This is a genomic window from Streptomyces ferrugineus (assembly GCF_015160855.1).
Lineage (GTDB): Bacteria > Actinomycetota > Actinomycetes > Streptomycetales > Streptomycetaceae > Streptomyces > Streptomyces ferrugineus.
Genome location: NZ_CP063373.1, coordinates 172,564 through 198,051, shown reverse-complemented (window position 1 = coordinate 198,051; position 25,488 = coordinate 172,564). Strand labels below are relative to the sequence as shown.

The 25,488-nt window shown below is 72.4% G+C and carries 25 protein-coding genes; 17 read left to right on the top strand and 8 right to left on the bottom strand.

The genetic code is table 11. The features are described from left to right. Positions 1 to 53: 53 nt before the first annotated feature. Positions 54 to 704 carry an FMN-dependent NADH-azoreductase gene (locus tag IM697_RS00910; protein WP_194043751.1) on the bottom strand — a complete coding sequence of 217 codons (651 nt, stop codon included), beginning with the start codon at positions 702 to 704 and terminating at the stop codon, positions 54 to 56. Positions 705 to 809: 105 nt separating this feature from the next. Between IM697_RS00910 and IM697_RS00905 the strand changes: the two genes are divergently transcribed. The 4 genes from IM697_RS00905 (at position 810) to IM697_RS00890 (ending at position 4,434) form a co-directional block, all read left to right on the top strand. Next, positions 810 to 1,172: a winged helix-turn-helix transcriptional regulator gene (locus tag IM697_RS00905; RefSeq protein ID WP_194043749.1), complete on the top strand. Its 363-nt coding sequence runs from the start codon at positions 810 to 812 to the stop codon at positions 1,170 to 1,172. 129 nt (positions 1,173 to 1,301) lie between these two features. Next, complete coding sequence (locus IM697_RS00900; protein WP_194043747.1) at positions 1,302 to 2,753, top strand: DUF2252 domain-containing protein; 1,452 nt, start codon at positions 1,302 to 1,304, stop codon at positions 2,751 to 2,753. A gap of 299 nt (positions 2,754 to 3,052) precedes the next feature. Continuing rightward, the gene (locus IM697_RS00895) at positions 3,053 to 3,958 is read left to right on the top strand and encodes a J domain-containing protein (protein WP_407699595.1); all 906 of its coding nucleotides are present in this window, start codon (positions 3,053 to 3,055) and stop codon (positions 3,956 to 3,958) included. A 128-nt stretch (positions 3,959 to 4,086) separates the two neighbouring features. Next, entirely contained in the window at positions 4,087 to 4,434 is a 348-nt protein-coding gene (locus tag IM697_RS00890; RefSeq protein WP_194043745.1) for a rhodanese-like domain-containing protein, read from the top strand. Positions 4,435 to 4,452: 18 nt separating this feature from the next. On the opposite strand, the gene IM697_RS00885 is transcribed toward IM697_RS00890, so the two are convergent. Continuing rightward, a complete protein-coding gene (locus IM697_RS00885; protein WP_194043743.1) occupies positions 4,453 to 5,586 on the bottom strand; it encodes an acyl-CoA dehydrogenase family protein in 1,134 nt (377 codons plus the stop codon). 245 nt (positions 5,587 to 5,831) lie between these two features. On the opposite strand from IM697_RS00885, the gene IM697_RS00880 reads away from it, so the two are divergent. Genes IM697_RS00880 through IM697_RS00870 form a run of 3 tightly spaced genes read left to right on the top strand, consistent with a single transcriptional unit; the run spans position 5,832 to position 8,574 of the window. Then, positions 5,832 to 6,611 carry a DUF5819 family protein gene (locus IM697_RS00880; RefSeq protein ID WP_194043741.1) on the top strand — a complete coding sequence of 260 codons (780 nt, stop codon included), beginning with the start codon at positions 5,832 to 5,834 and terminating at the stop codon, positions 6,609 to 6,611. Beyond that, the gene (locus tag IM697_RS00875) at positions 6,608 to 7,834 is read left to right on the top strand and encodes an HTTM domain-containing protein (RefSeq protein ID WP_194043739.1); all 1,227 of its coding nucleotides are present in this window, start codon (positions 6,608 to 6,610) and stop codon (positions 7,832 to 7,834) included. Before IM697_RS00880 ends, IM697_RS00875 begins: the two co-directional genes overlap by 4 nt. Further along, positions 7,831 to 8,574, top strand: a complete 744-nt coding sequence (locus IM697_RS00870) for a TrmH family RNA methyltransferase (RefSeq protein ID WP_194043737.1) — start codon at positions 7,831 to 7,833, stop codon at positions 8,572 to 8,574. The genes IM697_RS00875 and IM697_RS00870 overlap by 4 nt, the downstream gene beginning before the upstream one ends. Here IM697_RS00870 and paaN read toward each other — a convergent pair. Next, entirely contained in the window at positions 8,571 to 10,265 is a 1,695-nt protein-coding gene (gene paaN, locus IM697_RS00865) for a phenylacetic acid degradation protein PaaN (RefSeq protein ID WP_194043735.1), read from the bottom strand. The two genes, IM697_RS00870 and paaN, sit on opposite strands and share 4 nt — an antisense overlap. A gap of 159 nt (positions 10,266 to 10,424) precedes the next feature. On the opposite strand from paaN, the gene IM697_RS00860 reads away from it, so the two are divergent. Together IM697_RS00860 and IM697_RS00855 are read left to right on the top strand one after the other, a co-directional pair. Beyond that, a complete protein-coding gene (locus tag IM697_RS00860; protein WP_194043734.1) occupies positions 10,425 to 11,942 on the top strand; it encodes a 3-hydroxyacyl-CoA dehydrogenase in 1,518 nt (505 codons plus the stop codon). Continuing rightward, entirely contained in the window at positions 11,939 to 12,529 is a 591-nt protein-coding gene (locus IM697_RS00855; protein ID WP_194043733.1) for a TetR/AcrR family transcriptional regulator, read from the top strand. Before IM697_RS00860 ends, IM697_RS00855 begins: the two co-directional genes overlap by 4 nt. Positions 12,530 to 12,545: 16 nt before the next feature. Here the strand turns inward: IM697_RS00855 and IM697_RS00850 are convergent, their stop codons facing one another. Beyond that, complete coding sequence (locus IM697_RS00850; RefSeq protein ID WP_194049530.1) at positions 12,546 to 13,031, bottom strand: Lrp/AsnC family transcriptional regulator; 486 nt, start codon at positions 13,029 to 13,031, stop codon at positions 12,546 to 12,548. A 186-nt stretch (positions 13,032 to 13,217) separates the two neighbouring features. Here IM697_RS00850 and pdhA point away from each other — a divergent pair, with 186 nt between their 5' ends. The 6 genes from pdhA (at position 13,218) to IM697_RS00820 (ending at position 20,245) form a co-directional block, all read left to right on the top strand. Beyond that, the gene (pdhA, locus tag IM697_RS00845; protein WP_194043732.1) at positions 13,218 to 14,363 is read left to right on the top strand and encodes a pyruvate dehydrogenase (acetyl-transferring) E1 component subunit alpha; all 1,146 of its coding nucleotides are present in this window, start codon (positions 13,218 to 13,220) and stop codon (positions 14,361 to 14,363) included. Continuing rightward, positions 14,360 to 15,364, top strand: a complete 1,005-nt coding sequence (locus IM697_RS00840) for an alpha-ketoacid dehydrogenase subunit beta (RefSeq protein WP_194043731.1) — start codon at positions 14,360 to 14,362, stop codon at positions 15,362 to 15,364. The genes pdhA and IM697_RS00840 overlap by 4 nt, the downstream gene beginning before the upstream one ends. Next, the gene (locus IM697_RS00835; RefSeq protein WP_194043730.1) at positions 15,364 to 16,716 is read left to right on the top strand and encodes a dihydrolipoamide acetyltransferase family protein; all 1,353 of its coding nucleotides are present in this window, start codon (positions 15,364 to 15,366) and stop codon (positions 16,714 to 16,716) included. The genes IM697_RS00840 and IM697_RS00835 overlap by 1 nt, the downstream gene beginning before the upstream one ends. Before the next feature lie 66 nt (positions 16,717 to 16,782). Further along, positions 16,783 to 17,742, top strand: coding sequence for an NTP transferase domain-containing protein (locus IM697_RS00830; protein ID WP_194043729.1), 960 nt, complete (start codon positions 16,783 to 16,785; stop codon positions 17,740 to 17,742). Further along, positions 17,739 to 19,139 carry a molybdopterin molybdotransferase MoeA gene (locus IM697_RS00825; protein WP_194043727.1) on the top strand — a complete coding sequence of 467 codons (1,401 nt, stop codon included), beginning with the start codon at positions 17,739 to 17,741 and terminating at the stop codon, positions 19,137 to 19,139. Before IM697_RS00830 ends, IM697_RS00825 begins: the two co-directional genes overlap by 4 nt. Next, positions 19,136 to 20,245, top strand: a complete 1,110-nt coding sequence (locus IM697_RS00820) for a potassium channel family protein (RefSeq protein WP_194043725.1) — start codon at positions 19,136 to 19,138, stop codon at positions 20,243 to 20,245. Before IM697_RS00825 ends, IM697_RS00820 begins: the two co-directional genes overlap by 4 nt. 38 nt (positions 20,246 to 20,283) lie before the next feature. Here IM697_RS00820 and IM697_RS00815 read toward each other — a convergent pair whose 3' ends face one another. After that, positions 20,284 to 21,132, bottom strand: coding sequence for an ABC transporter permease (locus IM697_RS00815; protein ID WP_194043724.1), 849 nt, complete (start codon positions 21,130 to 21,132; stop codon positions 20,284 to 20,286). Then, positions 21,129 to 22,151, bottom strand: a complete 1,023-nt coding sequence (locus IM697_RS00810) for an ATP-binding cassette domain-containing protein (protein ID WP_194043722.1) — start codon at positions 22,149 to 22,151, stop codon at positions 21,129 to 21,131. Before IM697_RS00810 ends, IM697_RS00815 begins: the two co-directional genes overlap by 4 nt. Positions 22,152 to 22,341: 190 nt before the next feature. On the opposite strand from IM697_RS00810, the gene IM697_RS00805 reads away from it, so the two are divergent. Continuing rightward, a complete protein-coding gene (locus IM697_RS00805) occupies positions 22,342 to 23,322 on the top strand; it encodes an NAD(P)H-quinone oxidoreductase (RefSeq protein WP_194043712.1) in 981 nt (326 codons plus the stop codon). Positions 23,323 to 23,366: 44 nt separating this feature from the next. Here IM697_RS00805 and IM697_RS00800 read toward each other — a convergent pair whose 3' ends face one another. Further along, positions 23,367 to 24,215: a hypothetical protein gene (locus IM697_RS00800; RefSeq protein WP_194043710.1), complete on the bottom strand. Its 849-nt coding sequence runs from the start codon at positions 24,213 to 24,215 to the stop codon at positions 23,367 to 23,369. A 164-nt stretch (positions 24,216 to 24,379) separates the two neighbouring features. On the opposite strand from IM697_RS00800, the gene IM697_RS00795 reads away from it, so the two are divergent. Then, positions 24,380 to 24,922 (top strand): bacterial proteasome activator family protein, encoded by a 543-nt coding sequence (locus IM697_RS00795; protein WP_194043708.1) that lies wholly within the window; start codon positions 24,380 to 24,382, stop codon positions 24,920 to 24,922. A 125-nt stretch (positions 24,923 to 25,047) separates the two neighbouring features. On the opposite strand, the gene IM697_RS00790 is transcribed toward IM697_RS00795, so the two are convergent. Continuing rightward, positions 25,048 to 25,467, bottom strand: coding sequence for a hypothetical protein (locus tag IM697_RS00790; protein ID WP_194043706.1), 420 nt, complete (start codon positions 25,465 to 25,467; stop codon positions 25,048 to 25,050). Between the last annotated feature and the right edge of the window lie 21 nt (positions 25,468 to 25,488).

The following is a 25,488-nucleotide window of genomic DNA, read 5'->3' as shown; positions in this document are numbered from 1 at the left end:
CCCCGGCCGGCTCGGCGAGGCCGCCCCGCGCCCGCTTGCCGCCCCGGTCCCCGCTACGCCGCGAGCCGCGTGGCCAACTGCTTCGCCTTCGCGGCGGCCTCGTCGAGGGCGCGCTCGCGGGAGGCCTCGAAGAGGGGGACCAGTTCGGTCATCTCCGGGTTGGACGGGGCCATGGTGAGCTCCGGGACGATGAAGTCGAGGTCGGCGCCGAGGAAGTCGGCCAGGATCGCCGACAGGTAGTTCTGCACGTACTCGTAGCCCTCGCGCGGTGTGCCCGGGCCGTACGCGCCGCCGCGGCTGGCGACGACGGTGACCGGGGTGCCCTTGACCGACTGGGCGTTGCCCGCGGTGCGGCCGAACAGGACCACGTTGTCCAGCCAGGCCTTCAGCGTCGACGGGATCGTCAGGTTGTACATCGGGGCGCCGATCAGCACCGCGTCCGCGCTCTCCAACTCCTCGATCAGCCGCACCCGCTCGGCGAAGGCGGCGGCCTGCTCGGGGGAGTGCGTGGCCGGATCGGAGAAGCCGGCGGTGTGGGCGTGGGCGGTGATGTGCGGCACGGGGTTCGTGGCGAGGTCGCGGTGGATCACCGTGCCCTCCGGGTGCTGTTCCTGCCAGGTGCGGCGGAAGGCGTCGGTGACGGCACGGGAGGAGGACGCGTCGGCCGGGAAGACCGAGGAGTCGATGTGCAGCAGCGTTGCCATGGGGATCTCCAGAAGTGCAGTAACTGAAAACTCGTACTCGACTATGAATAACACAGTCACTTACTTTTTTTCATCCCCATACGGTGAAGCAGTACCCTGAGAGGCATGGCGGGTGAGCAGAGTCACGACGTAGCGGCGTGCAAGCGGGTCGACGAGGGCATCAGCCGTGTCTTCCTGCTGCTCGGCAAGCGCTGGACCGGCCCGATCGTGTCCGTCCTGACCGCGGGGCCCGCCCACTTCGTCGCCCTGCGCCGGGCGATCCCAGGCATCAGCGAGCGCATGCTCTCCGACCGGCTCACCGAACTGGCGACCGCGGGACTCGTCGTACGCGAGGTGTACGAGGGGCCGCCGCTGCGGGTCGTGTACCGGCTGACGGAGGCGGGCGCGGCGCTCGAGCCCGCGCTCAGCGAGCTCGGCGGATGGGCGAGGAAGTATCTGCCGGACGGGGAGCGGCCCGAGGGCTGCTGAGGCGGTTCGGCCAGTGGCCGCGGGTTTTCCACAGCCGGGGAGTTGTCCACAGGGTCTGACGCGTTCCGGCCACCGGCTGTAACGTCGGCACGAGTTGATGTTCGTGCGTGTGCGGGGGAGGCGGTCGGTATGACCGAGGTCGGTGCGGAGGCCACGGCGGAGGCGGCCGCGGAGTCGGAGTCTTCGGGGTCCGTGCGGCGCCGGCTGCCCCGTGTGCGCGGCTTCGCCGAGTGGCCCGGCGGTGGGGCGCCCAAGGAGGAGGGCAAGGCACTGCGCAAGCGGGTGCCGCGCACCCAGCACTCGGTGCTCGATCTCGACGCCGGCCGTCCCGACGCGGTGGCCGCCGTCGAGGAGTCCAACCGCGGCCGGCTTCCCGAGCTCACCCCGATCAGGGTCGGCCGGATGGCGGCGACGCCCTTCGCGTTCCTGCGCGGCTCGGCGGGGCTGATGGCGTACGACCTCGCCCGCACCCCCATGACCCGGATCCGCGCCCAGATCTGCGGCGACGCGCACGCGGCGAACTTCGGCCTGTACGGGGACGCGCGTGGTGGCCTGGTCATCGATCTGAACGACTTCGACGAGACACTGTCCGGCCCCTGGGAGTGGGACCTCAAGCGGCTCGCCACCTCGATGGTGCTCGCGGGCCGGGAAGCGGGCGCGGACGAGGACAAGTGCCGCAAGGCGGCGTACGACACCGTCGGTGCCTACCGGCGCACGATGCGGCTGCTGGCCAAGCTTCCGGTGCTGGACGCGTGGAACGCGATCGCGGACGAGGAACTGGTCTCCCACACCGACGCCCATGACCTGCTCGGCACGCTGGAGCGGGTCGCGGAGAAGGCGCGGGCCAACACCAGCGGGCGCTTCGCGGCGAAGTCGACGACGCTGACGGAGGACGGCGGGCGTACGTTCGTCGACGCGCCGCCGGTGCTGCGTCGGGTGCCGGACGAGGAGGCCGCGGCGGTGGCGGCGTCGCTGGAGAGCTACCTCACCACGCTCTCCGAGGACCGCCTTCCCCTCCTCGCCCGCCACGCGGTGCACGACGTGGCGTTCCGCGTGGTCGGCACGGGCAGTGTGGGCACCCGCTCCTACGTGGTCCTGCTCCTGGACCACCGTGGCGAGCCGCTGGTCCTACAGGTGAAGGAGGCCCGTCCCTCGGCCCTGGTCCCGCACCTGGTGACGGCCGGCTTCGAGGCGCCGGAGGCGGACCACGAAGGGCGGCGCGTGGTCCTCGGCCAGAAGCGCATGCAGGTCGTCAGCGACATCCTGCTGGGCTGGACGACGGTCGACGGGCTGCCGTTCCAGGTGCGCCAGTTCCGCAACCGCAAGGGCAGCGTCGACCCGGCCGCGCTGGCCGCCGACCAGATAGACGACTACGCCCGCATGACCGGCGCCCTCCTGGCCCGCGCTCACTCCCACAGCGCCGACCCTCGCCTGGTCGCCGGGTACTGCGGCAAGAACGAGGAACTGGACGAGGCGATCGCCGCGTTCGCCGTCACCTACGCCGACCGCACCGAGGCGGACCACGCCGCATTGCTGTCGGCGGTGCGGTCGGGGCGGATCGCGGCGGAGCTGGGGGTGTGACGTAGTCCTGCGCGGTCGGGATGCCTGGGGCGGCCTGTGCGGGTGCGGTGGGGTACGCGGAGCGCTTACGGGTGGGCGCGGGTGGTTCCCCGGACCGTCAGCCGGAGAGAGCTGCGCCCCTCGACGCCGGTCGGCACAACTCAGCCTGCCCGGCGTTTGAGGACGAGGCCCGTTCAGGGCCGAAGCGGGGTCTGGGGCGGCAGCCCCAGCAGGCCCGCGGCGACGCCGGTGCTGTTCGGGCGGCGGTGCCCGGGGCTCGGCCCGGCCGGCGCAGCCACAGCGTGGCCTACGCTGGGCGGGTGATGACGCCGGAAGCTGAGCAGTCCCAGGCCGGGCCCGCTGGTGCGGGGGCGCCGGGCGGTGCCGAGGTGCCCGTCGGCGGAGCTGAGCAGGGTGGTGAGGCGAAGGTGACGGCCGAGGACGCGGCGGCGGAGCGACCCGAGGAGCGGCTGGAGCGGGCCGTGCGGGCCGCCGAGCAGGCGTTGATCGAGTACGAGATCGCGGTGGAGACCTTCCGCGTCGAGGTGGAGAACTTCTCCCGGCTGCACCACCAGAAGCTCGGCCCGATGTACGCCCGCCTCGACGAGCTGGACGCCCGTATCGCCGAGGCGGTCGCCGCCCGCACCGGCGACCCCGAGGACATCCGCAAGGCCGACGAGGCGCGTGCCCGGGTGCTGCCGATGCCCGGCGTCGAGGAGCTGTTCCACGGCTGGATGGACGGCGAGGGGCTGTTCCCGGAGGCCGCGGCGATGCTCACCGACCAGCCGGTACAGCCTCCGCAGCGGGTGCGCCCCAGCGACGAGGCCCGCAAGCTCTACCGCGAGCTGGCCCGCAAGGCCCACCCGGACCTCGCCCAGGAGGACGCCGAGCGTGCCCGGCGTGAGGAGTTCATCACCCGCGTCAACGCGGCCTACGCCCGCGGCGACGAGGCGCTGCTGCGGGAGCTGGCCGAGGAGTGGGCCGCGGGGCCCGCGCCCAAGGAGCAGGGCCCGACCCCCAGCGAGGAGCTGTACGCCCGCCTCGAATGGCTGGCCCAGCGCAAGGAACTGCTCACCCTGGTCGCGAAGGACCTGGAGGAGAGCGCGATCGGCGCGATGCTGCGGCTCGCCCCGGACGACCCGGACCGCCTCCTCGACGAGATCGCGGACCAGCTCCTGGCCCAGGTGACGGAGAAGGAAGCGGAACTGGCCGCACTGCTGGGATAGCGGGACGACGGGTCGACGGGTCGACGGGCGCGACAGCACCAAGGCGCCGCCGCCAAGGAGCCGTCACCAAGGTGCTGCCACCCCAAGTGGCCCCGCCCCACCCCCACCCGTCAGGTAGCGTCGGAGTCATGCATTTCGGATCAGGTGTACCCACCGTCGAGGTCACCGACCTCAAGGACGACGACTTCCTCCTGGACGTCCGCGAGGACGACGAATGGCAGGCGGGCCACGCCGCGGGCGCACTGCACATCCCCATCAGCGAGTTCGTGGCCCGCTACGGCGAGCTGACCGAGGCCGCCCCGCAGGACGGCCGCGTCCATGTGATCTGCCGCTCCGGCGGCCGCTCGGCGCAGGTCGCGATGTACCTCGTCCAGCAGGGCGTCGACGCCGTGAACGTCGACGGCGGCATGCAGGTGTGGGCGGCGGCCGGACGCCCCGTGGTGGACGACGAGGGCGGGCCCGGGTACGTGCTGTAGCGGCACCGGGCGCGCCGGTCATGCCAGTGGGTGCGCCGCCAGCAGATCCCCCAGCGCCTCCTCGTGCGCCGCCGCCGGGCCGAGCGCCAGTTCCAGGTGCTTGGCCCAGGCGTGGTACCGGTGCAGCGGATAGTCGACGTCGGCGCCGAAGCCGCCGTGCAGATGCTGGGCGGTCTGCACGATCCGCCGTACGCCCTCCGAGGCCCAGATCTTGGCCACGGCGACGTCCCCGGAGGCGGGCAGTGCCCCCGGCGCCCCCGAGGCGATCCGCCACGCGGCCTGCCACAGCGTGGCCTCCATCGCGCGCAGGTCGATGTACCGGTCGGCGGACTGCACGGCGACCGCCTGGAACGTGGCGATCGGATGCCCGAACTGCTCCCGTTTGCTCGCGTACTCGGACGTCATTCCCAGCACCCGCTCCCCCAGCCCGAGCGCCAGCGCGCACGTCCCCGTGGCCAGCAGCTCCCGCAGCCACTCCCACGCCCCCTCGGCGTCGATGACGTCCCGCGCCGCGAGCCGCACCGACTCCAGCCGCAGCTCCCCCAGCCGTTCCCCGCTGGTCGAGAACTGCTCGGCGAGTGAGACGCCCTCCGCGTCGCGCGGCACCGGCGCGAGGACGGTGCGGTCGGCGGCGGTCCGGGCCGGCACGAGGACGAGATCGGCGTCGTAGGCCCAGGGAACCGCGGTCTGCACCCCGTCCAGCACCCATCCGGAGCCCTCCTGCCGTGCCGCCACCGCGAGCTCGGCGCCGTCGTGGCCGGTGCGCCCGTGCGCGGCGACCGTCAGCACGACCTCCCCGCGCCCCGCCCGCGCCAGCAGCCCGGCCTTCAGCTCGGGGCCGCCGTACGCCTGGACGGCCGCCGTCGCGGCGCAGCTCTCCAGCAGCGGCACCCGGGCCAGCACCTTCGCCGACTCGCGCAGCACCAGGCACAGCGCGACGGCGTCGAGGCCCGCGCCGCCGTACTCCTGCGTGAGCAGCAGGCTCAGCAGGTCCGCGTCCGCGAGCCGGTGCCACAGCGGGCGGTCGAAGGTGTCGGCCACGGCGCCCGGGGTGAGCGCGGGAGAGGGCACGGCGTCCGGCGCGACCCCGGCGAACACCCCGCGCGCCGCCTCGGCCGCCGCCTGCTGCTCCTCGGTGAAGGTGAAGTCCACGGTCCCTGCCCTTCCACACGCACGCCGATCTGACGGTGCGTCAAGATAGAACAGGTTCTAGAAGAAGGGAATGGCGCGTGTGCGGGTCCCGTGAGGGCCCGCCGCGAGCCAGCGAGGCGTGGTGGGACCCCCGTAGGGTGTCGGCAACGGCGGCCCGACAGGGGCTGTGCCCGGCGGGTGGGCCTGAGTACCGTTCCCGTGCGAGCGCCGAGGCAGGACGGACCGGAATCGGGGAACGGGACAGGATGGACGCGTACGACGCAGGCTCGGCGGCCCGGCGTGGGCCGCGCGAGGAGCCGCAGCCCGTGCCGCCCGCCGACGCGCCCCTGCCCTCCGACGTGTCCCCCGCCGCCCCGCCGCCGCCCGAACCGGAACCCCGCACCGGCGTCGCCGCCCTCTCCCTGCGCTACCAGATCGGCGCCGCGCTCGCCCTCGCGGTCGTGGCCATCACCGTCTGTGTCCACGTCGGCATGGTCTTTCTGCATGTCGCCCCGCCGAACACGGTCACCAAGAAGCACGGGAAGGCGATCGACGACTGGATATACCCGGAGTTCGAGCAGAACTGGAAGCTGTTCGCCCCCAACCCGCTCCAGCAGAACATCGCGGTGCAGGTCCGCGCCCAGGTCGACACGGCCGGCGGCGGCACCCGCACCACCGGCTGGTACGACCTGTCCGCCCAGGACGGCCGGGCCATCGACGGCAATCTGCTGCCCAGCCACACCCAGCAGAACGAGCTGCGCCGGGCCTGGGACTTCTTCGTCGCCACGCATGACGCCGAGAACCAGCCCATGGGTCTGCGCGGCGCCCTGTCCGAGACCTATCTGCGGCACATAGTGCAGCTGCGCCTCGACCGCGCGAACGCGGCCGGGGCCGGTGGCGTCGTCGAACGCGTCCAGGTCCGTTCCCGCACCACCAATGTGCCCCCGCCGAAGTGGAGCGAGGAGCAGATCTCCGGCAAGGCGACCTATCGCGTGCTGCCCTGGTGGTCGATCCCGGACGGCGAGACAGCGGGAGCCGCCCGGTGAGCCACTTCGCCCTCGCGGTCTCCTCCGCCATCGCCCGTGTCACCGAGTCCGCGCTCGGCCCGTACCAGACGGCCGTGATCCGCATCGGCTTCACCGCGACCTGGCTGCTGTTCCTGCTGCGTGAGCTTCCCCACCGCCATGAGCTGTACGGACCCGACGGCCCCTGGGACTTCGACCTCGCCCAGCAGCTCATCGGGACGAACGGCTCCTTCACCGCCCTGATCTGGTCGAGGGACGGGTTGTGGTTCGAGAGCGTCTACGTCTTCGCCGTCCTGACCAGCGTCCTGCTGCTGCTCGGCTGGCGTACCCGCACCATGTCCGTGCTGTTCATGGTCGGGGTGCTCTCGCTGCAGAACCGCTCCGTCTTCATGGGCGACGGCGGCGACAACGTGCTGCACCTGATGTGCGTCTACCTCGTCTTCACACGCTGTGGCCAGGTCTGGTCGCTGGACGAGCGCCGGGCGCGGCGCGAGCGCGAGGCACGCGCGCGTGGCGAGCGGATCGCGCCGGACCGGGTGGGCCCGGCCCTGTGGAGCGTGTCCGGGTTCGCGCTGGTCGCGGTGACCGCGGCGGGCCGCCTCGGCGGCGATCTGACCGTGCCGGTGATCCTGTGGCTGGTCTGGACGGCACTGGGCGTGTGGTGGATCGTCGGCCGCCGCGCGCGCACCGCCCAGCCGCGCATCCTGCTCGACGTCATCGGCAACATCGCGCACAACGGCGCCCTGCTGGTGATCATGGCGGAGGCGTGCCTGATCTACGCCACCGCCGGCTGGTACAAGATCCAGGGCACGCGCTGGCAGGACGGCACCGCCGTCTACTACCCCCTGCACCTCGACTACTTCTCGCCCTGGCCCGCCCTCGCCGACCTGCTGTCCTCCAGCGGCACCATGGTGATGCTCATCACCTACGGCACGGTCATCGTGCAGGTCGCCTTCCCGTTCACGCTGTTCAACCGGCGGGTCAAGAACGCCCTCCTCGGCGCGATGATCACCGAGCACGCGGTGATCGCGATCGTCCTCGGCCTGCCGTTCTTCTCCCTGGCGATGATCGCCGCGGACGCGGTCTTCCTGCCGACGACGTTCCTGCGCCGCATGGGCGGCTGGGCGGCACGCGCGCGTGGACGGCTCTGGCGTCTGGTGCGGCGCGGTGAGGACCGTACGGGGCTGCCCGGACCGCGCACCCCGGAGAACCCCGAGCACGCGCACGTAGGCTTCACGGCATGACCGTGACCACCTGGAACCGGCTCGCCCAGGCCGCCGTACTGCTCGACGGCTTCCACGCCCTCAAGCACGCCGTGCGCTTCGGAGCCGAGGTCCCGGTCGCGGTCACCGTCGACCGCGAGGCCACGCTGGCTCTCGCCGACGAACTGGCGCCGGACGTACGGGACGCCCTGGACGCGCTGCTGACCGAGGTCCCGGAGCCGACGTACACCTCCCTCGTCCCCCGCCCGCACCCCACCGCGGTGGCCGCGTTGGCGGTACGTCCGTCCCGCGCGGCCAACCTCGACAGGCTGGCGCACACCCCGCGCACCGCCCCGGTCGTGGTCCTCGACAACCCCCGCAACCTCGGCAACGCGGGCGCGGTGATCCGCCTGGCCGCCGGTTTCGGCGCGACCGGCGTGGTCACCACCGGCACGCTGGACCCCTGGCATCCGACGGTCGTGCGCGGCGGGGCGGGACTGCACTTCGCGACGGCGGTGGAGCGGCTGGCGGTGGCCGAGCTGCCGCCCGGCCCGCTCTTCGCGCTCGACCCGGAGGGCGACGACATCCGGGGCAGCAAGCTCCCGGACGACGCCGTCCTCGCCTTCGGATCGGAGCGCAGCGGCCTGTCGGCCGAACTACGCGCGCGTGCCGACCATTTGCTGGCCCTGCCGATGCGCCCCCAGGTCTCCAGCTACAACCTGGCGACGAGCGTGGCGATGACGCTGTACCACTGGAGCCTCGGCAGCGGTCAGGGCGTCTAGGCCTCCCGACGCACCTCGACGACCCGGAACCGGTTGGCGACGAACGCCCCGTCGGTGAGCGCCGAGTTGGCCGCCGGGTTGCCACCCGATCCGTGGAAGTCGGAGAAGGCGGCCGTCTGGTTGACGTACACCCCGCCCGTGAGGTTCAGCGACAGCTGGGCCGCCTCCTCCAGGCACGCCTCCTGGACGGCCTGCTCGACCTCGTCGTCGGTGGTGTACGCCCCGACGGTCATCGCGCCCTTCTCCCGCACGGTCCGCCGCAGCAGCTCCACCGCGTGCGCCGCCGAGTCGACCGCCACGGCGAACGACACCGGCCCGAAGCACTCGCTCATGTAGGCGGCCTCGTCGTCCGGCTTGGCCCCGTCCAGCTTCACGATCACCGGTGTGCGGACCACCGCGTCCGGGAACTCCGGATTCGCGACCTCCCGCGAGGCGAGGGCGACTTCGCCCAGCCCGGCCGCGGCCTCCAGGCGCGCCTTCACGTCCGGGTTGACGATCGCGCCGAGCAGCGCGTTCGCGCGGGCGTCGTCGCCGAGGAGGCCGTCGACCGCGCGCGAGAGGTCGGCGACGACCTCGTCGTAGGTCTTGGGGCCCTCGTCGGTGCGGATGCCGTCGCGGGGGACGAGCAGGTTCTGCGGGGTGGTGCACATCTGGCCGCTGTACAGGGAGAGGGAGAAGGCCAGGTTGGACAGCATCCCCTTGTAGTTGTCCGTCGAGTCGACGATCACCGTGTTGACGCCGGCCTTCTCCGTGTGGACCTGCGCCTGGCGGGCGTTGGCCTCCAGCCAGTCGCCGAACACGGTCGAGCCCGTGTAGTCGATGATCCGGATCTCCGGGCGGAGGGCCAGGGTCTTCGCGATGCCCTCGTCGGGGCGCTCGGCGGCCAGCGCCACCAGGTTCGGGTCGAAGCCCGCCTCGGCGAGCACCTGCCGGGCGGCCTGCACGGTGAGCGCGAGCGGCAGCACCGCGCGCGGGTGGGGCTTGACCAGGACCGCGTTGCCGGTGGCGAGGGAGGCGAACAGGCCCGGGTAGCCGTTCCAGGTCGGGAAGGTGTTGCAGCCGATGAGCAGGGCGATGCCGCGCGGGACCGGCGTGAACTGCTTGTTCAGCGCCAGCGGGTCGCGCTTGCCCTGCGGCTTGGTCCACTCCGCGGTGTCGGGGGTGCGGACCTGCTCGACGTAGGCGTACGCCACCGCCTCCAGACCGCGGTCCTGCGCATGCGGGCCGCCCGCCTGGAACGCCATCATGAACGCCTGGCCGGAGGTGTGCATGACCGCGTGCGCGAACTCGTGGGTCCGGTCGCTGATCCGCTTGAGGATCTCCAGGCACACCACCGCGCGCATCTCCGCGCCCGCGTCCCGCCACTCCCGCTGACCGGCCTTCATGGCCGGCAGGAGCTGGTCGATGTCCGCGTGCGGATACTCGACGCCCAGCTCGATGCCGTACGGGGAGACCTCGCCGCCCACCCAGTCGTCCGTGCCGGCCTGGCCGAGGTCGAGGCGGTTGCCCAGGAGGGCGTCGAAGGCGGCCTTGCCCGCCGCCGCGTCCAGGCTGCCGTTCTCGCCGTAGGCCTTGGGGTGCTCGGGGTGCGGCGACCAGTACGCGCGTGTGCGGATCGCTTCCAGCGCCTGGTCGAGGGTGGGCCGGTGCTTGGCGATCAGCTCGTGGGCGGTCAGTTGGGCGGTGGCCATGCGGGACCAACTCCTCGTTTCCTGAGCTCTCCGTCGAGCTCATGACCTGGGCAGAACATGGGCAGAAACAGGCAGTCAGAGTTAGAGTAACCGAACGATCGGTCGGTTCAAGGGGGTCCGCCGCATCTGTGGAAAACCCCGTGCGGGAGGATCGCGCACATGACAGCACTCGACCTCAGCAGCCCCGTGGCCGTCGTCGGCGCCGGCACCATGGGCCAGGGCATCGCCCAGGTCGCGCTGGTCGCGGGCCATCCCGTACGGCTGTACGACGCCGTCGCCGGGCGGGCCCGGGACGCGGCCGACGCGATCGGCGCCCGCCTGGACCGGCTCGTCGAGAAGGACCGGCTCACCGGCGCCGACCGCGACGCGGCCCGCGCGCGGCTGCTGCCCGCCGAGTCCCTCGCCGACCTCGCGGACTGCGCCCTCGTCGTCGAGGCGGTCCTGGAGCGCCTCGACGTCAAGCAGGAGCTGCTGCGCGAGCTGGAGGGCGTCGTCGGCGAGGACTGCCTGCTCGCCACCAACACCTCGTCCCTGTCGGTCACGGCGATCGGTGGCGCCCTGCGCCTTCCCGGCCGCTTCGTGGGCCTGCACTTCTTCAATCCGGCCCCGCTGCTCCCCCTCGTCGAGGTCGTCTCCGGGTTCGCCACCGACGTCACGTACGCCACGCGCGCGTACGAGACCGCACGCGCCTGGGGCAAGACGCCGGTCGCCTGCGCCGACACCCCCGGCTTCATCGTCAACCGCATCGCCCGGCCCTTCTACGCGGAGGCCTTCGCGGTCTACGAGGCGCAGGGAGCCGACCCGGCCACCATCGATGCCGTCCTGCGCGAGTGCGGCGGCTTCCGGATGGGCGCCTTCGAGCTCACCGACCTCATCGGGCAGGACGTCAACGAGTCCGTGACGCGCTCGGTGTGGGAGTCCTTCTTCCAGGACGTGCGCTTCACGCCGTCGCTCGCCCAGCGGCGCCTGGTCGAGTCCGGGCGGCTCGGGCGCAAGAGCGGGCACGGCTGGTACGACTACGCGGAGGACGCCGAACGCGACGAGCCGCACACCGCCGAGAAGCAGCAGCCGCCCGCCCACGTCGTCGTAGAGGGCGACCTGGGCCCCGCCTCCGAGCTGCTCGCGCTGATCCGCGAGGCGGGCGTCCCGGTGCGCGAGGAGGCCGAGGACCACGGCACCCGCCTGGTGCTGCCCAGCGGCGGCCAGCTCGCGCTCGCCGACGGCCAGACGTCGGTGGAGTTCCGGGACGTCGTCTACTTCGACCTCGCCCTCGACTACCGCCGGGCCACCCGCATCGCCCTGTCCGCCTCCCAGGACACCTCGCCGCAGACCCTCGCCGAGGCCACCGGGCTCTTCCAGGCGCTCGGCAAGCGGGTCAGCGTCATCGGGGACGTCCCCGGCATGATCGTCGCCCGCACGGTCGCGAGGATCGTCGACCTGGCGCACGACGCCGTCGCCAAGGGCGTGGCCACCGAGGAGGACATCGACACCGCGATGCGGCTCGGGGTCAACTACCCCATGGGGCCCTTCGAATGGAGCCGCAGGCTCGGCCGCGGCTGGGCCTACGACGTGCTGGACGAGCTGCACGTACGCGAGCCGTCCGGCCGCTACGCGCCGTCCCTCGCGCTGTACCGCCACGCGTACGCCTCCGACAAGCGGGAGGGCAGCACCTCATGACCACCGCCAAGCGCGACACGTACACCCCGGAGACCCTGCTCTCCGTCGCCGTGCGGGTCTTCAACGAGCGCGGCTACGACGGCACCTCCATGGAGCACCTCTCCAGGGCGGCCGGCATCTCCAAGTCGTCGATCTACCACCATGTCACGGGCAAGGAGGAGCTGCTGCGCCGCGCCGTCAGCCGTGCCCTCGACGGGCTCTTCGGGATCCTCGACGAGGAGCACGCGCGCGTGGGGCACGCCGCCGACCGCCTGGAGTACGTGGTCCGGCGCATGGTCGAGGTGCTCATAACCGAGCTGCCGTACGTCACGCTGCTGCTGCGTGTGCGCGGCAACACCGACACCGAGCGCTGGGCCCTGGAACGCCGCCGCGACTTCGACCACCAGGTCGCCGCACTGCTCAAGGCGGCCGCCGCGGACGGGGAGGTGCGCGCCGACGTGGAGGTACGGCTCGCGACCCGGCTCGTCTTCGGGATGATCAACTCGATCGTGGAGTGGTACCGCCCGGATGGCCGCGGCATGAACGAACGCGAGGTCGCGGACACGGTGGTGCGGCTGGTGTTCGGCGGGCTGCGACAGGCGGGCTGACGGCCGGGGCCGGTGCTCAGCCCTGTGGCTCCAGGTCCTCCTCCTCGAACACCAGCAGCGTGCGGGTGCTGAGCACCTCCGGGATCGCCTGGAGGCGGGTGAGGACCAGTTCGCGCAGGGAGCGGTTGTCGGGGGTGTGCACCAGGAGCAGGACGTCGAAGTCGCCGCCGACCAGGGCGATGTGGGAGGCGCCGGGGAGCTGGCGGAGCTGTTCGCGGACCGTGCGCCAGGTGTTCTGGACGATCTTCAGGGTGATGTACGCCGAGGTGCCGTGACCGGCGCGTTCGTGGTTGACGCGGGCGCCGAAACCGCGGATGACGCCGTCCTCGATGAGGCGGTTGATACGGGCGTAGGCGTTGGCACGCGAGACATGGACCCGTTCGGCGACCGACCGTATCGACGCGCGGCCGTCCGCCTGGAGCATCTGCAGGATGTCCTGATCGATGGCGTCGAGCGGACGAGGCGGTGACAGGGGGACGCCGTCCTCCGGGCTCTCGGCCATTTGTTCAGGCGTCATGTCCCCCTGCCTTCCCTCCGTGGACGTACTGCGTTCATTGCAGGCTGTGGAGAACCGTTTGTCCACAGCCTGAGGGGGCCTGTAGCCAAAATGTGCCGGCGACCGAACAATCGGTAGGTGAGGCGCGTCACAGGAGCTGCGCCTCCGTAGCCACTCCCAGGAGGTGCCGTCATGACGGTCATGGAGCAGCGAGGCGCGTACCGGCCATCGCCGCCGCCCGCCTGGCAGCCCCGTATGGCCCCCGCGCCGCTGCTGCCCGACGCCGAGCCCTACCGCGTCCTCGGCACCGAGGCCGCCGTGAAGGCCGATCCGGGCCTGCTGCGCCGGCTGTACGCCGAGCTGGTGCGGGGCCGCCGGTACAACGCGCAGGCGACCGCGCTCACCAAGCAGGGCCGCCTCGCCGTCTACCCGTCCAGCACCGGCCAGGAGGCCTGCGAGGTCGCCGCCGCGCTGGCCCTTCAGGAGCGCGACTGGCTCTTCCCGAGTTACCGCGACACCCTCGCGGCCGTCGCCCGCGGCGTGGACCCCGTCGAGGCCCTGACCCTGCTGCGCGGCGACTGGCACACCGGCTACGACCCCTACGAGCACCGCGTCGCCCCCCTGTGCACGCCGCTCGCCACCCAGCTCCCGCACGCCGTCGGCCTCGCGCACGCCGCCCGTCTCAAGGGCGACGACGTGGTCGCGCTCGCCATGGTCGGCGACGGCGGCACCAGCGAGGGCGACTTCCACGAGGCGCTGAACTTCGCCGCCGTATGGCAGGCGCCGGTCGTCTTCCTCGTCCAGAACAACGGCTTCGCGATCTCCGTGCCGCTCGCCAAGCAGACCGCGGCCCCGTCGCTGGCCCACAAGGCCGTCGGCTACGGCATGCCCGGCCGCCTGGTCGACGGCAACGACGCGGCCGCCGTGCACGAGGTCGTCGCCGACGCCGTACGGCACGCCCGCGCGGGCGGCGGACCGACGCTGATCGAGGCGATCACCTATCGCATCGACGCCCACACCAACGCCGACGACGCCACCCGCTACCGCGGCGACTCCGAGGTCGAGACCTGGCGCGGACACGACCCGATCGCCCTCCTGGAGCACGAGCTGACCGAACGCGGCCTGCTCGACGAGGACACCAAGCGGACCGCGCGGGACGCCGCCGAGGCGATGGCCGCCGATCTGCGCGAGCGGATGAACCAGGACCCGGCGCTCGACCCCATGGACCTGTTCACGCACGTGTACGCCGAGCCCACCCCGCAACTGCGCGAGCAGCAGGCCCAGTTGCGCGCCGAGCTCGACGCCGAGCACGGCCATCAGGAAGGTGCGCACCGATGACCACCGTCGCCGTCAAGCCGGCCACCATGGCGCAGGCCCTCACGCGCGCGTTGCGCGACGCCATGGCCGCCGACCCGTCCGTCCACGTCATGGGCGAGGACGTCGGCACCCTCGGCGGCGTCTTCCGCGTCACCGACGGGCTCGCCAAGGAGTTCGGCGAGGACCGGTGCACGGACACCCCGCTGGCCGAGGCCGGCATCCTCGGCACTGCGGTCGGCATGGCCATGTACGGCATGCGCCCGGTCGTGGAGATGCAGTTCGACGCCTTCGCCTACCCGGCGTTCGAGCAGCTCATCTCGCACGTCTCGCGCATGCGCAACCGCACCCGCGGCAAGATGCCGCTCCCGATCACCGTCCGGGTCCCCTACGGTGGCGGCATCGGCGGCGTCGAGCACCACAGCGACTCCTCCGAGGCGTACTACATGGCGACTCCGGGGCTCCATGTCGTCACGCCCGCGACCGTCGCCGACGCCTACGGCCTGCTGCGCGCCGCCATCGCCTCCGACGACCCGGTCGTCTTCCTGGAGCCCAAGCGGCTGTACTGGTCGAAGGACTCCTGGAACCCGGACGACCCGCAGAGCGTTGAACCGATTGGCCGCGCGGTGGTGCGGCGCTCGGGGCGGAGCGCCACGCTCATCACGTACGGACCGTCCGTGCCGGTCTGCCTCGAAGCCGCCGAGGCGGCCCGGGACGAGGGCTGGGACCTGGAGGTCGTCGACCTGCGCTCGCTGGTGCCGTTCGACGACGAGACGGTCGCCGCCTCGGTACGGCGGACCGGACGGGCGGTCGTCGTACACGAGTCGGGCGGGTTCGGCGGACCGGGAGGGGAGATCGCGGCCCGGGTCACGGAGCGCTGCTTCCACCACCTGGAGGCGCCGGTGCTGCGCGTGGCCGGGTTCGACCTCCCCTACCCGCCGCCGATGCTGGAGCGTCACCACCTGCCCGGCGTGGACCGGATCCTGGACGCCGTGGGGCGTCTGCAGTGGGAGGCCGAGAGCTGATGGCACAGGTGCTTGAATTCAAGCTCCCCGACCTCGGGGAGGGGCTCACCGGGGCGGAGATCGTGCGCTGGCTGGTCCAGGTCGGCGATGTCGTCGCGGTCGACCAACCGGTCGTCGAGGTCGAGACGGCCAAGGCGATGGTCGACGTCCCCTGCCCCTACGCCGGCGTGGTCACGGCCCGCTTCGGCGAGGAGGGCACCGAGCTGCCCGTCGGGGCGCCGCTGCTGACGGTGGCGGTGGGCGCGCCGGCCCCCACCGACGAGACCGAGGGCTCCGGGAACGTGCTGGTGGGATACGGCACCTCGCAGGCACCGGCGCGGCGGCGCAGGGTGCGGCCGGGGGAGTCGGTGCCCGCGGTGCCCGTGGAACCCGTGTCCGCCAACGGCAGGGCGACCGTCCAGGAGGTGCCCGAGGGACCCGTGCCGGTCATCTCGCCCCTCGTCCGCCGGCTCGCCCGGGAGAACGGTCTCGACCTGCGGGAGCTGCACGGCTCCGGACCCGACGGGCTGATCCTGCGGGCCGACGTCGAGTACGCCCTGCGTGCGGCCGCCGCGCGGGGACGCACGGCCGTGCCGTCGGCCGAGCCGCACACCCACCCGGCGCCGGCCCCCTCCGCCCCCGTCCCGCCCGCGCCTGCCCCCGTCCGCTCCTCCGCGCCCCCCTCCGGCATCCGCGTCCCCCTCAAGGGCGTCCGCGGCGCCGTGGCCGACAAGCTGTCCCGCAGCCGGCGGGAGATCCCGGACGCGACCTGCTGGGTGGACGCGGACGCGACGGAGCTGATGCGGGCGCGGACCGCGATGAACGGCGCCGGGGGACCGAAGATCTCCCTGCTCGCCCTGCTGGCGCGGATCTGCACCGCAGCCCTGGCCCGGTACCCCGAGCTGAACTCCACGGTGGACATGGAGGCCCGGGAGGTCGTCCAGCTCGACCACGTGCACCTCGGATTCGCCGCGCAGACCGAGCGGGGACTCGTCGTCCCGGTCGTACGGGACGCCCACGCGCGCGACGCGGAGTCGCTGACCGCGGAGTTCGCCCGGCTGACCGAAGCGGCCCGCGCGGGCACCCTCACACCGGCGGAACTCACCGGCGGCACCTTCACGTTGAACAACTACGGAGTGTTCGGCGTCGACGGCTCCACGCCGATCATCAACCACCCCGAGGCCGCGATGCTGGGCGTCGGCCGCATCATCCCCAAGCCGTGGGTGCACGAGGGCGAGCTGGCCGTGCGCCAGGTCGTCGAGCTCTCGCTCACCTTCGACCACCGGGTCTGCGACGGCGGCACCGCGGGCGGCTTCCTGCGCCATGTGGCGGACTGTGTGGAACAGCCGGCGGTGCTGCTGCGCACGCTGTGACACCCCGGCCGGGTCCGCCGCCTCCCCCGCGTTCCCTGTGATCGCCGAGGCACGCATACTCGGGGGATGACCGCGTACGAACCGACGGGCGCGCAAGACCCCGGCGACGCACGGCACGACGCCGGACAGGACGGCGCGTACGACGCCGTGGTCCTCGCCGGCGGCGCCGCGCGGCGGCTCGGTGGTGTGGACAAGCCCGGAGTGCGCGTCGGCGGGCGCCCGCTGCTCGACCGGGTACTCGCCGCCTGCGCCGACGCGCGCACCACCGTTGTCGTCGCCGACCCCCGGCCCACCGCACGACCGGTGACCTGGGCACGCGAGGATCCGCCCGGCGGTGGCCCGCTGGCCGCCCTCGGCGCCGGGCTGCGGCACACCACGGCTCAGTCGGTCGTCGTCCTCTCGGCCGATCTGCCCTTCCTCGACGAGGGCACGGTACGGCGGCTGCTGGCCGCCCTGCGCGCCGGCGCTGCCGACGGTGCGCTGCTCACCGACGCCGACGGGCGCGACCAGCCCCTCGTCGCCGCGTACCGGGCGCCCGCGCTGCGTCGCGAACTGGCCGCGCTCGCCCGTGGGCACGACGGCCTCACCGGCCTCCCCCTGCGCCGGCTGACCGGCGCTCTCGACCTCACCCGAGTCCCCGACCCCGTCGCGTCCTTCGACTGCGACACCTGGGACGACATCGCCACCGCCAGGGCACGCATCAGGGAGCATGGGCACGTGTTGGATGAATGGATTTCCGCAGTCAAGGACGAACTGGGCATCGACCTCGACGTCGACACCAAACTGCTGCTGGACCTCGCCCGCGACGCCGCCCACGGCGTGGCACGGCCCGCGGCCCCGCTGACCACCTTCCTCGTCGGATACGCGGCCGCGCAGGCCAAGGGGGGCCAGTCAGGCCCGGAAGCCGTCGCGGAGGCATCCCGCAAGGCCGCCGCGCTCGCCCTGCGCTGGGCGGAGGAGGCCGCGGCGGCCAAGTCCGACCAGGCCCCCGACGCCACGACCGACACCCGCCCGGACGCCGGATGACCGCCCGCGGCGCGCGCACGGACGAGGACGCCGAGGACCTCGACGTCGAGGAGGTGCTCGCCCTCGTGAACGAAACCAACGGCCACCGCACCCCAGGCGATCACATGCCCGCCCCCACCCCGCACCCGCAGGGCTCCCCCCGGTCCGAGCACCACCAGCCGGGCCGCGACAACCCCGACCGCCACCACGGGGCCACCCCCTGGCCCGAGGCCCGCGACATCGCCGCCCGCGCCGCCCGGGGCACCACCCGGGCCACCCGCCGCGCCCCCGTCTCCGTCCCCCTCGACGCCGCCCTCGGCCTCACCCTGGCCGCGCCCCTCACCGCCCTCACCGACCTGCCCTCCTTCGACACCTCCGCCATGGACGGCTGGGCGGTCGCCGGCCCCGGCCCCTGGGACGTGAGGGAGGAGGGCGTACTGGCCGGGCACGCCGAGCCCGAGCCGCTCACCGACGGCGAGGCCGTCCGTATCGCGACCGGCGCCCGCATCCCCCCGGACACCACCGCGGTCCTGCGCAGCGAGCACGGCCGCACGGACGCCAAGGGCCATCTGCACGCCACCCGGGAGATCCAGCCCGGCCAGGACATCCGCCCGCGCGGCCAGGAGTGCCGCAACGGCGATCAACTGCTGGCCGTCGGCACCCTGGTGACCCCGGCGGTGCTGGGCCTCGCGGCCGCGGCCGGATACGACACCGTCACCGCCGTACCCCGACCCCGAGTCGAAGTCCTCGTCCTCGGCGACGAGTTGCTCACCGAGGGGCGCCCGCACGACGGGCTCATCCGGGACGCCCTCGGCCCGATGCTCCCGCCCTGGCTGCGCGCACTCGGCGCCGACGTCACCGCCGTGCGCCGGCTCGGCGACGATGCCAAGGCCCTGCACAAGGCCCTCACCAAGTCCGATGCCGACCTCGTCGTGACCACCGGCGGCACCGCGGCCGGTCCCGTCGACCACGTGCACCCCATCCTTCAGCGCATCGGCGCCGAACTCCTCGTGGACGGCGTCAAGGTGCGCCCCGGCCACCCCATGCTGCTGGCCCGCATCAAGGAGGACCAGCACCTCGTCGGGCTGCCCGGCAACCCCCTGGCCGCCGTCTCCGGCCTGCTCACACTGGCCGAACCCATGCTGCGCACCCTCGCGGCACGCCCCGCTCCGGAGGCGTATGCGCTGCCCCTGAAGGAGGCGGCGCACGGGCATCCGCACGACACCCGGCTCATCCCCGTCGTGCTGCGCGGCGATCACGCCGTGCCGTTGCACTACCAGGGGCCGGCCATGTTGCGGGGCATGGCGGCGGCCGACGCCGTCGCCGTCGTACCGCCCGGCGGAGCGGGTGCCGGTCAGGAGACCGAGCTGCTCGATCTGCCCTGGGCGAGTGCCGGCATCGAGGTGTGTTTCACGTGAAACTTCCGGGCCAGGACGCCATAGCACGCCGGGCGGACGAGCGGGTCGAGACCCATCGGGTGAAGCTCCCGAAGAAGATCGTGCAGCATCCGTTCCGCCAGGTCGCCAAGCGGGTCGTGCTGGCCCTGTCGCTGCTCGTCGCCACCGCCCTGATCGCCTATGCCGACCGCGGCGGCTACACCGACAGCTCCGACGGTTCCGTCGATCTCCTCGACGCGTTCTACTACGCGACCGTCAGTCTCTCCACCACGGGATACGGCGACATCACCCCGGTCACTGACACCGCCCGACTCACCAATATCTTCGTCATCACGCCGATGCGTGTGCTGTTCCTGATCATCTTGGTCGGCACCACGCTCGAGGTCCTCGCCGAGCGCACTCGGGAGGAGTGGCGACTGACCCGCTGGAGGTCCACCTTGCGCGACCACACCGTCGTCGTCGGCTTCGGAACCAAGGGGCGTTCGGCGATCCAGACCGTCTGTGCGACCGGGTTGAGGAAAGAGCAGGTCGTCGTGGTCGACCCGAGTTCCTCGGTGATCGACGCGGCCGTCGCGGATGGATTCGCCGGGGTCGCGGGGGACGCCACGCGCAGTGAGGTCCTGAGGCGGGCCGAGGTGCACAAGGCGCGGAAGATCATCATCGCGACCCAGCGGGACGACACGGCCGTGCTGGTGACGCTGACGGCCCGGCAGCTCAACCCGGGCGCGAAGATCGTGGCCGCGGTCCGCGAGGAGGAGAACGCCCCGCTGCTGAAGCAGTCCGGCGCCGACGCGGTCATCACCAGCGCCAGCGCGGCCGGGCGGCTGCTCGGCCTGTCCGTGCTCAGCCCCGCCGCCGGCATGGTCCTGGAGGACCTGATCCAGCAGGGCAGCGGGCTGGACATCGTCGAGCGGCCGGTCATAAAGGCCGAGGTGGGCAAGAACCCGCGGCAGATGGACGACCTGGTGGTGAGTGTCGTACGCGGGCACCGGGTGCTCGGATACGACGATCCGGCCGTCGGGACCCTGGAGTTGACGGACCGGCTCATCACCATCGTGCGAGCGACGCCGAGCACTCGGGTCGCACCCGATGAGCGGCGTCTGCCCCCGGGGATGAAACCGATCTGACACCCCCGGGGTGGAGGAACTCCTGACGCCGGGCCCGGCTACTTGCGGTTGTACAGCCGCATGGTGATCGGCCCGAAGACCAGCACGAACAGACCGGCCCACCCCAGCGACCAGGCGATCTCGGCCGCCGGCCAGTCGCCCGCCATCAACCCGCGTACCGCCGAGGACAGATGGGTGATCGGGCTGTTGTTCACGAACGCCTGGAGCCAGCCCGGCATGGTCTTGGGGTCGACGAAGACGTTGGACAGGAAGGTGAGCGGGAAGATCACCATCATGCTGACGCCCATCACCGACTTCTCGGAGCGCAGCATCAGTCCGAACATCGTCCAGATCCACGAGAACGCGAACGAGAAGGCGACCAGCAGCGCGATCCCGGCGAGCACTCCGCCGACGCCGCCGTCGGGGCGGTAGCCCAGGATGATGCCGACGGTCAGCATCACGACGGACGCGATGGTGTAGCGCAGGGCGTCACCCAGCAGATAGCCGACCATCGTCGACGGCCGCCAGATCGGCAGCGAGCGGAAGCGGTCGAAGACACCCTTCTCGATGTCGGTGTTCACCGAGACGCCCGTGTACATGGTGATCATCACGACCGACATCACCAGGATGCCCGGCAGCAGGAACTGGATGTACTCCTTCGGGGAGCCGGCCAGGGCGCCCCCGAACAGGTACGTGTACATCAGCACCATCATGATCGGGAACGCGGTGACGTCGAAGAGCTGCTCCGGTACGTGCTTGATCTTCAGGATCGCCCGCCAGCCGAAGGTCATGCACGCCGACCAGGCACTGGGCCGCGGCGGGCGCTCCTTGCTGACGAGCAGCGCGGCGAGCGACTCGGCGCTGACGGGGGCGAGTTCCCTGCTCTCGGTCTGCGTCGCGGTGCTCATGCCGTCACCTCGTCCTTGTCTGCGTCGTGGTCGCGGGCGTCGTGCGTGTCGTGTCCGGTGAGGGCGAGGAACACCTCGTCCAGGCTGGGCTGACCAAGCGAGAAGTTGTCGACGATGATTCCGGTGCGGGCCAGCTCGGCGAGCGCCCGGCCCGCCTGCTCGGCCGCGCCCTGTCCATTGGCGGCCCCGGAGCCGACGCGCGCGGTGAGCGCCACGGGGTCCGGCTCCAACTGCACGTCCGCGGCCAGGGCCAGTCGCAGCACCCGCTCGGCCTCCGGCCGCTGCTCCGCATCGCGCAGCCGCAGATGGACGGACCCGGCGCCGACGGACGCCTTCAGCTCGCCCTTGGTCCCCTCGGCGATCACCTTGCCGCGGTCGATGACGGCGATCCGGGACGCCAACTGGTCGGCCTCGTCCAGGTACTGCGTGGTCAGCAGCACGGTCGTGCCCTGGGCGACGACCGCGCGCACGATGTCCCACACCTGGTTGCGGCTGCGCGGGTCGAGGCCGGTCGTGGGCTCGTCGAGGAAGAGCAGGTCGGGGGTGTTGAGGATGGACGCGGCGATGTCGATACGGCGGCGCATGCCGCCGGAGTAGTTCTTGACCTGCTTCCCGGCCGCGTCCGTCAGCCCGAAGGCCTCCAGCAGCTGTGCGGCGCGCTCCCGCGCGGCCTGCTTGCCGTGTCCGAGGAGCCGGCCCAGCAGGACCAGGTTCTCGGTACCGGTGAGGTCCTCGTCCACGGACGCGTACTGGCCGGTCAGGCTGACCCTGCTGCGCACCGCGTCCGCCTCGCGGACGACGTCGTGCCCGAAGACGTGGGCCTCGCCGCCGTCGGGTCGTAGCAGGGTGGCGAGCATCTTCACGGTGGTGGTCTTGCCGGCGCCGTTCGGGCCGAGGACGCCGTAGACCGTGCCGGCCGGAACCGCGAGGTCCACGCCGTCGACAGCCCGCGTCTCGCCGAATGTCTTCACCAGGCCGGCGGTCTCGATCGCGAGACCGGACGTCGTCTGCGTGCTCATGCTGTCGGGATCCTTCCGAGTGGTCCTTCCGCGGTTCTGGGCTACGCATGGGGAGACTTTTACGGTCGCGCAAACTCATCGGTTCCGCACAGGGATTTCCCGCAGACCCGTCCAAGGTCCGAGGACAGGGGGAAGAAGGTCCCAGGGACCTGCGGCTGGAGGACGAGGGCCGAGGAGTAGCGTCCGTGCCATGCATGCGATCACGATTCCCGAACCTGGTGGGCCCGAGGCACTGGTGTGGGACGAGGTCCCCGACGCCGTGGCCGGTGAGGGCGAGGTGCTGGTCGAAGTGACGGCCGGGGCCGTCAACCGCGCCGACATCCTGCAGCGCCAGGGCTTCTACAACCCGCCGCCCGGCACCTCCCCCTACCCCGGCCTGGAGTGCTCCGGCCGGATCGCCGAGGTCGGCCCGGGTGTCTCCGGCTGGGCCGTCGGCGACGAGGTGTGCGCGCTGCTGGCGGGCGGCGGCTACGCCGAGAAGGTCGCCGTCCCGGCCGGCCAGCTGCTGCCCGTGCCCAAGGGCCTGAGCCTGACGCAGGCCGCCGCACTGCCCGAGGTGGTCTGCACGGTCTGGTCCAACGTGTTCATGGTCGCCCACCTCCGCCCCGGCGAGACGCTGCTGGTGCACGGCGGCTCCAGCGGCATCGGCACCATGGCCATCCAGCTCGCCAAGGCCGTCGGCGCCAGGGTCGCCGTCACCGCGGGCAGCAAGGAGAAGCTGGACCGGTGCGCCGAGCTGGGCGCCGACATCCTGATCAACTACCGGGAACAGGACTTCGTCGCCGAGGTCAAGGAGGCCACCGACGGGGCCGGAGCCGACGTCATCCTCGACAACATGGGCGCCAAGTACCTCGACCGCAACGTCCAGGCCCTCGCCGTCAACGGGCGCCTCGCCATCATCGGCATGCAGGGCGGCGTCAAGGGCGAGCTCAACATCGGCGCGCTGCTGGCCAAGCGCGGCGCCATCAGCGCGACCTCGCTGCGGGCCCGTCCGCTCGCCGAGAAGGCGGCGATCGTGGCGGCCGTACGCGAACACGTCTGGCCCCTGGTGGAGGCCGGTCACGTACGTCCGGTCGTCGACCGCGAACTGCCGATGAGCGAGGCGTCCGAGGCGCACCGGGTGCTCGAGGAGAGCGGACACGTGGGGAAGGTGCTGCTCGTCGCGCCGTAGGACGCCGGGCCCGCGCGGCCACCTCCCTCCCCGGACAGCGCCCGCTAGCCCCGCCGCAGCCGAAGCCCCACGAAGGCGAGGCCCAGTCCGAGCCCGATCAGTACCAGGCCGGTGCCCAGGGGCAGCACTTCGAGCACGGGCTCGGTGGGGCCGTCGGCGTGCGGGGCGGGATGCCGTGCGGGGCGGGTCGGCGGGGTGGAGGGCGTCGAATCCCGGGCGGGGGCCTCGGCGGCGTCCGAGCTCTCGGGCATGCCCCAGCCGTCCTCCTCCCCTTCCTCCTCCGGCGCTCCCGGGTCGCGCCCTTCGCCGACATCCTCCTCACGGCCAGGCCTGTCCCTCCCCTTCCCCTTCTCCCGCCCCGCCTCCTCGTCCTCCAGCGGCCCCTTCACCCGCCCGGGCCGCCCCGGCCGGTCCCGTCCCTCACCCGCCCGGCTCCCGGCCCGGGACGGCTTGGCGGAGGGCGTGGGGGAGGAGGCGGTGGGTCCGTGCGCGGTGGGCTTGGCCGAGGCCGTCGGTTTCGCCGTGGCCTCCGACCCCTCCTCGGCGCTCTCCTCGGTCCTCTCGGCGGAGGCGGACGGCCCCTCGGACGCACCCGGAGGACCGGGGGAAGGACGGGCGTCGCCCTCGGCCGCGGAGCCGGACGACGTCCCGGAGGGCGCCGTGGGCGAAACCACGGGCGCGGAGGGCACCAGGGGCGAGTGCGACGCACCCGTGGAACCGGACGGCCCCGCCCCCCGCGGATCATCGACGCCGTACGACACCCCGGCCCCCCACAGCCCGACGGTCAACCCCGTCACCACCACGACCAGCGTCCCCGCCGGCCACGGCACACCGTGCGACCGACTCGGAGCAGCTCGCGTACGCTCCCGCACCGCCCCCAGCCATGAAGTCATGGAACAACCATCACAGCGCCCAGCACACCCGGCATTTCGGACTCCGCCACCCGATCCAATCCGGCGCCCCGGTAGTGGCGGAAACCGGCCGTGCGTAAACGGTGGATCACCCCACACGGGGGGCACCACGATGATGAGCTGTACGGGTGCGAGAGAATGGCGGCATGGAGATGCCGAGGAACGAAAGGCCGTCCGAGAACCCCCAGATCCTGGTCGTGGGCCAGGACGGGATGGCGCTCACCGGCGGCAACGGAGACGAGGACTCCCGCGAGGTCCCGGTGACGGAGATGGTCGAGCAGCCGGCGAAGGTCATGCGGATCGGCAGCATGATCAAGCAGCTGCTCGAAGAAGTGCGCGCCGCTCCTCTGGACGAGGCGAGCCGGGTCCGGCTGAAGGAGATCCACGCCAGCTCGGTGAAGGAGCTGGAGGACGGACTGGCCCCGGAGCTAGTCGAGGAACTGGAGCGGCTCTCCCTGCCCTTCACGGACGACGGGACTCCGTCCGACGCGGAACTGCGTATCGCGCAGGCCCAGTTGGTCGGCTGGCTGGAGGGCCTCTTCCACGGCATCCAGACCACGCTCTTCGCCCAGCAGATGGCCGCACGCGCCCAGCTCGAGCAGATGCGCCGCGCCCTCCCGCCGGGCGTCGGCGGCCACGAGGACGGCGAGCAGCAGCCGGGCGGCCGCTCGGGCGGGCCGTACCTGTAGGACGACGGGGCCCACGACAGCGGGAGCCCGGCACTCCGAGTGCCGGGCTCCCGCTGTCGTGGGCCCCGCGTGCCTCCGCTGCTCGCGACGGCAACGCGGAGGCCGCCCTGCCGGGCTGATCGGGATCAGTAGTAGATGTTGCCGTCCCAGGCGGACTCGTCGCAGCCCAGTGCCCTCTCCCCCTCGAAGACGCAGACCTGGATGCGCAGCGCCCAGATGCCGCGGCTGTCCGTCAGTTCGGTCACCCACTGGCCGGTGGTGCCGGCGCCGGTGGTCACCTTGCGCCAGGCGTAGCTGGTCAGCACGCGGTTCGGCGTGAGGGACTGCACCCGGAGGCGGACGTGATGCCCGTCGGGCTCACGGTCGAGCAGCTCGAGGTAGATGTGGTCGGCGTAGGTCTTACTCGCGTAGTGGAAGGACGCCGCGCCGTAGACCCCGCCGTAGGTCCTGGACACATCGCCGGCGGACGCGGGGCTCGCGGAGAAGGCGAGGACGCCGAGCGCGGCGGCACCCACGGCGAGGGCACGTCTGAACTTCGTCTTCAAGGGTTCCCCCTGTATGCAAGA

Excerpts from the sequence above, each read along its gene's own strand:
- IM697_RS00870 (WP_194043737.1), top strand. The coding sequence starts at position 7,831 with ATGACCGTGACCACCTGGAACCGGCTCGCCCAGGCCGCCGTACTGCTC.
- IM697_RS00910 (WP_194043751.1), bottom strand. The coding sequence starts at position 704 with ATGGCAACGCTGCTGCACATCGACTCCTCGGTCTTCCCGGCCGACGCG.
- IM697_RS00835 (WP_194043730.1), top strand. The coding sequence starts at position 15,364 with ATGGCACAGGTGCTTGAATTCAAGCTCCCCGACCTCGGGGAGGGGCTC.
- IM697_RS00810 (WP_194043722.1), bottom strand. The coding sequence starts at position 22,151 with ATGAGCACGCAGACGACGTCCGGTCTCGCGATCGAGACCGCCGGCCTG.
- IM697_RS00830 (WP_194043729.1), top strand. The coding sequence starts at position 16,783 with ATGACCGCGTACGAACCGACGGGCGCGCAAGACCCCGGCGACGCACGG.
- IM697_RS00905 (WP_194043749.1), top strand. The coding sequence starts at position 810 with ATGGCGGGTGAGCAGAGTCACGACGTAGCGGCGTGCAAGCGGGTCGAC.
- IM697_RS00800 (WP_194043710.1), bottom strand. The coding sequence starts at position 24,215 with ATGACTTCATGGCTGGGGGCGGTGCGGGAGCGTACGCGAGCTGCTCCG.
- IM697_RS00880 (WP_194043741.1), top strand. The coding sequence starts at position 5,832 with ATGGACGCGTACGACGCAGGCTCGGCGGCCCGGCGTGGGCCGCGCGAG.
- IM697_RS00825 (WP_194043727.1), top strand. The coding sequence starts at position 17,739 with ATGACCGCCCGCGGCGCGCGCACGGACGAGGACGCCGAGGACCTCGAC.
- IM697_RS00860 (WP_194043734.1), top strand. The coding sequence starts at position 10,425 with ATGACAGCACTCGACCTCAGCAGCCCCGTGGCCGTCGTCGGCGCCGGC.
- pdhA (WP_194043732.1), top strand. The coding sequence starts at position 13,218 with ATGACGGTCATGGAGCAGCGAGGCGCGTACCGGCCATCGCCGCCGCCC.
- IM697_RS00805 (WP_194043712.1), top strand. The coding sequence starts at position 22,342 with ATGCATGCGATCACGATTCCCGAACCTGGTGGGCCCGAGGCACTGGTG.
- IM697_RS00815 (WP_194043724.1), bottom strand. The coding sequence starts at position 21,132 with ATGAGCACCGCGACGCAGACCGAGAGCAGGGAACTCGCCCCCGTCAGC.
- IM697_RS00795 (WP_194043708.1), top strand. The coding sequence starts at position 24,380 with ATGGAGATGCCGAGGAACGAAAGGCCGTCCGAGAACCCCCAGATCCTG.
- IM697_RS00840 (WP_194043731.1), top strand. The coding sequence starts at position 14,360 with ATGACCACCGTCGCCGTCAAGCCGGCCACCATGGCGCAGGCCCTCACG.
- IM697_RS00850 (WP_194049530.1), bottom strand. The coding sequence starts at position 13,031 with ATGGCCGAGAGCCCGGAGGACGGCGTCCCCCTGTCACCGCCTCGTCCG.
- IM697_RS00890 (WP_194043745.1), top strand. The coding sequence starts at position 4,087 with ATGCATTTCGGATCAGGTGTACCCACCGTCGAGGTCACCGACCTCAAG.
- paaN (WP_194043735.1), bottom strand. The coding sequence starts at position 10,265 with ATGGCCACCGCCCAACTGACCGCCCACGAGCTGATCGCCAAGCACCGG.
- IM697_RS00855 (WP_194043733.1), top strand. The coding sequence starts at position 11,939 with ATGACCACCGCCAAGCGCGACACGTACACCCCGGAGACCCTGCTCTCC.
- IM697_RS00900 (WP_194043747.1), top strand. The coding sequence starts at position 1,302 with ATGACCGAGGTCGGTGCGGAGGCCACGGCGGAGGCGGCCGCGGAGTCG.